We start from the raw sequence: 4411 nt of genomic DNA, 5'->3' as shown, positions 1-4411 counted from the left end.
GTCTCAATCCGCGGCCCTAGCACCGTGGAAGGATCTGAATTTTTCACTGGAGACGCAGGATACCGCCCACGTTATTTTTCGGATGGGGGTGTGTCCCGCTGCCACGGATGTGGGGGCTTTGCGGGCAGAGCTTGCCGGTGGTGAACTGGCCGCCGAGCTGTATCCTGTGGGAGCAGACAAAACGCAGCAGTATTTGTTCTTGATTTGTCACCGGACGGATGAACTGGCAGTCATGGAAATTCTGCGCCATGCCGGTTTCAGCGTGGTGACCTTCCCGGATTACATAGGGACTCCGGCCAAAAATCTGGAGTCGATTGCGTGCTGTGTCGAGGAGGCTCGGGCCGAGCAGGAGCGCATCACAAATGAGCTGGCCACCTGCGGCGGTGCGCGGGATGCGCTGCGCCTTCACTCCGACCGCTTGAATACAGAGGTGGCGCAGGACGAGGACGCCCAGCGCATCCTTACAGACGGGACCATTGTTTTTTTTGAAGGCTGGGTTCCTGCGGATGCGGAGGAAAGGCTTGCATCCTTACTGGAGAAGCGTGGCTGCGCGTGGGAGACCTCCGAGCCCAGCAAGGAAGAGTACCCGGAAGTTCCCGTTCAGCTAAAGAACAACTGGCTGACAAAGCCGCTGAACATGGTGACGGAAATGTATTCCCTCCCGGCGTACGGAAGTCTGGACCCCAACCCGTTGATGGCGCCATTTTTCATTTTGTTTTATGGCATCATGATGGCGGATATGGGTTACGGCCTTTTGATGCTACTGGCCTCATCGATTGTGCTGAATAAGTACAAACCAAAGGGTGGCACAGAGCATTTCTTCGGCCTGATGCGCCTTTGCGGCGTCAGCGTGTTTCTCATGGGGGCACTGACAGGCGGCTTCTTCGGAGACTTTTTGCCCCAGCTTGTCGGAATTATCAGCCCCGGCACTGTGCTTACCCTGCCCGCCCTGTTTACCCCGCTGGACGACACGCTGATGATTCTGATTGGCTCTATGTGTCTGGGCTTTGTTCAGATTAATGTGGGCATGGCCATCAGCTTTTACAAAAAACTCAAGCGGGGGCAGATCATGGATGCCCTGTGGGAAGAAGTGACTTGGTGGATTGTGTTCCTCGGTGGAGGGCTGGCCGCTCTGGGCGTGACCAAGCTTGTGCTGCTTGTCGGCGGTGTAATGGTGCTGGTTGGTTCCGGCTGGAACGCCAAAGGCTTTGGCAAGGTGGCGGCCGTGTTCGGCTCGCTCTATAGCCATGTCACGGGCTATTTCGGAGATATTTTGTCCTATTCCCGTCTGATGGCGCTGATGCTGGCGGGCAGCGTGATTGCGCAGGTGTTCAACACCTTGGGCGCCATCCCCGGCAACGTGGTGGTGTTCCTCATCATCTCTCTGGCCGGCAACGCCCTGAACTTCGCGCTAAACTTGCTGGGCTGCTACGTCCATGATCTGAGGCTCCAGTGTCTGGAGTATTTCAACAAGTTCTACGAGGACGGAGGCAAGCGGTTCCGGCCTTTGGAGATTAAAACCAAATATGTTGATATCGTAAAAGAATAAGGGAGGAAACTTACAATGAGTGATTTAGCACAGATGGTAGAACTCCAGCAGAGCCTGACCTTTTTGGGCAGCATTGGCGGTCTGGCTCTGGCGCTGCTGGGCGCGGGTCTGGCGGCCGTTCTTTCGGGCATCGGCTCTGCAAAAGGCACCGGCATTGCCGGCGAGGCGGGCACAGGACTGCTTTGCCAGGATCCCAGCAAGTTTGGTAAGGTTATGATTCTTCAGGTTATCCCCGGTACGCAGGGCTTGTATGGTCTGGTGGTGTGGTTCTTCGCCATTTTCCGCATGGGCCTGCTCAGCGGGGTGCTTCCGGCTCTGACGGTGGCGCAGGGCATGCAGTATTTTATGGCTTGCCTTCCCATGGCGCTGGGCGGACTGTTCTCTGCTATGGCACAGGGCCGCGTGGCCGCAGGCTCCATCAATATTCTTGCCAAGAAGCCGGACGACTGGTCCAAGGGCATGGTGCTGTGCATCACCGTGGAATTCTATGCCATTTTGTCCTTGCTGGCTTCCATGCTCATGCTGATCAACATTAGCTGATGGCCCCACAGAAAGGGGAGTCGATATGAACGGAATCGAAAAAATCACGGATTGCATTGCCGCCGAGGCGCAGTTGGAAATTGACCGCGTGCTGGTGGAGGCGAAGGCCGAGACGGAGAAAATCACTGAAAAATATCGTGCTCAGGCGGACCGTGAGGCGGCGGAGGCCGCTGCAAAGAATGAAAAGACCGCTGCGGAACGGGAGGAGCGCCTTGTGAGCGTTGCCCAGATGGAGGCCCGAAAGGACCTGCTGGCTGCGAAGCAGTCTCAGGTGGAGGCCGCCTTTGATCTGGCGCTGAAGACCCTTCGGGATATGCCGGAGGATCGGTACATTGCCGTGGCTGCGGACCTTCTTGTCCGGGCCGCCGGTGAAGGCGGGGGAGAAGTCGTGTTTTCTCCCGCAGACCGTGAGAAAATCGGCCAGGCCGCGGTGGACGAGGCCAATCGGCGGCTGAACGGAAAGCTGACCCTCTCTGATGAAACAAGACCGCTGAAGGGCGGCTTCATTCTGGTGGATGGCAGTGTGGAAGCCAACTGCACCTTTGACACGCTGGTACGCCTGCAAAAGGGTGAGATGGCTGGTGAGGTCGCCGCGGTCCTGTTCCCGGAAGGGTAACGAATCAACGAGCTGGGAGGAAACACCTTGTCAAATAAAATCAAGGACACCGATTATCTGGTGATATCCGCCCGCATCCGCGCCATGGAGACGGGGCTGCTGACGGGTGAGAGAATGGAGCAAATCCTCTCCGCCCGCAGCGATGAAGAAGTGGTGAAGCTCCTTCAGGAAAACGGATATCCCGACATGAGTCTTGAAAGTCCGGAGGCTATGGACGCGGCAATTACGGCCGCAAGGGAAGAGACTTTACGGGATTTGGGGGACAGCGCCCCAGACAGAAGATATCTGGATATCTTCAAACTGAAATACGATTACCACAATGCCAAAGCCATTTTGAAGGCACAGGCGCTGGGAATCGACCCGGACCACATGCTGGCCGATCTGGGTCGGGTTCCTGCGGAGGAACTGAAAGAAGCGATTACCGGCGGGGACGGCAATCAGCTTCCGCCCCTGCTGGCTTTTGCCATCGCCGAAGGGAAGGCAGTTCTGGACACCACCCGAGATCCCCAACTGGGGGACATGGCGCTGGACCGCTGGAGATATCGGGATGAGCTGGAGACAGCAAAGGAAACCAGAAGCGAATTTCTTCTGGGTTATGTCCGCATCTCCATCGATGCGGCAAACCTTCGTGCGCTAGTTCGGACGATCCGCATGGGTAAGACCGGAGCCTTTTTGGAGGGCGTGCTTTTTACCGGAGGCAGCGTGGACGAGAGCGAGGTGCTGGAGGTTGCGTACGACTGTGGAGAAAGCCTTGAGGACCTGTACGAGGGTACGGAGCTGGAAGCCGCTGCAAAGGCCGGTTTTGACGCGCTGAAGGGCGGAGGACTGACAAAATTTGAAAAGCTGTGCGACGACGCGGTGTCCGGGTATCTTGCTGGCGCACAGATGGTGGCGTTTGGCGAAGCGCCGCTGATTGGCTATCTGGCCGCGCGGGAGACGGAGTATACAAATCTCCGGATTCTTCTGATGGGCCGAGCCGCGGGGCTGGACCCGGAAATTATCCGGGCGCGGCTGCGGACGTAAGGAGTGTGTAAAAATGGCAACGACCTATCGTATCGCGGTGGTGGGAGACTGGGAATCCGTCATGGGTTTTCGGGCATTGGGGCTTGAAACCTATCCACTCTCCGTGCCGGAAGAGGCCCGCAAAAAAATTCACGAGCTGGCAAAAACCGACTGTGCGGTGATTTACCTGACGGAGCAGTTGGCGGCAAAGCTGCCGGATGTGCTGGACCGGTATAAGGACGAGCTACGCCCCGCCGTCATCCTGATTCCCGGACGGGGTGGAAGCCTTGGCATCGGCAGGCGCAACATCCAGAACTCGATTGAAAGGGCGGTCGGCGCCGATATTCTGTGACGCGGGGAAGGAGACTGTGTTCCTGCCAAGAATGCGTCTTTCGTCCAGAGAGCGAATTTATCCTGAAAGAAGGTTGTCTGTTTGAGCGGTAAAGTTGTGAAAGTATCCGGACCGCTGGTGGTGGCCACAGGCCTTTCGGACGCCAATATGTCCGACGTGGTGCGTGTGGGCCCTCAGCGGTTGATCGGCGAAATTCTGACCATGACGGGCGATTCCGCGTCCATTCAGGTCTACGAGGAAACCTCCGGCTTAGGCCCCGGCGCGGAGGTGGTGACTACCGGCGCACCCATGAGCGTGGAGCTGGGGCCCGGCATGATTGAGGGCATTTACGACGGAATCCAGCGTCCGCTGG

Annotated in this window: 5 protein-coding genes and 1 pseudogene; all 6 read left to right on the top strand. The window is 57.5% G+C overall.

All coding sequences use genetic code 11. The annotated features are described in order from the left end of the window. Nucleotides 1-1549 (top strand): V-type ATPase 116kDa subunit family protein (locus tag RT018_RS13545; RefSeq protein ID WP_312942835.1); only part of this gene is annotated, 1549 nt, incomplete at its 5' end. Nucleotides 1550-1564: 15 nt separating this feature from the next. Next, nucleotides 1565-2089: a V-type ATP synthase subunit K gene (locus RT018_RS13540; protein WP_312942834.1), complete on the top strand. Its 525-nt coding sequence runs from the start codon at nt 1565-1567 to the stop codon at nt 2087-2089. A gap of 25 nt (nt 2090-2114) precedes the next feature. After that, nucleotides 2115-2705 carry a V-type ATP synthase subunit E family protein gene (locus tag RT018_RS13535; protein WP_312942833.1) on the top strand — a complete coding sequence of 197 codons (591 nt, stop codon included), beginning with the start codon at nt 2115-2117 and terminating at the stop codon, nt 2703-2705. A 27-nt stretch (nt 2706-2732) separates the two neighbouring features. Next, the gene (locus tag RT018_RS13530) at nt 2733-3728 is read left to right on the top strand and encodes a V-type ATPase subunit (RefSeq protein WP_312942832.1); all 996 of its coding nucleotides are present in this window, start codon (nt 2733-2735) and stop codon (nt 3726-3728) included. 13 nt (nt 3729-3741) lie between these two features. After that, the gene (locus RT018_RS13525; protein ID WP_312942831.1) at nt 3742-4059 is read left to right on the top strand and encodes a V-type ATP synthase subunit F; all 318 of its coding nucleotides are present in this window, start codon (nt 3742-3744) and stop codon (nt 4057-4059) included. A gap of 81 nt (nt 4060-4140) precedes the next feature. Beyond that, nucleotides 4141-4411: pseudogene (locus RT018_RS13520) on the top strand (V-type ATP synthase subunit A); the annotation flags it as partial.

It is taken from the genome of Oscillibacter sp. (genome assembly GCF_032060045.1).
In the GTDB taxonomy this organism is placed as follows: domain Bacteria; phylum Bacillota; class Clostridia; order Oscillospirales; family Oscillospiraceae; genus Oscillibacter.
The sequence above is the reverse complement of the archived record's forward strand: the minus strand, read 5'-3'. Positions and strand labels throughout refer to the sequence as shown.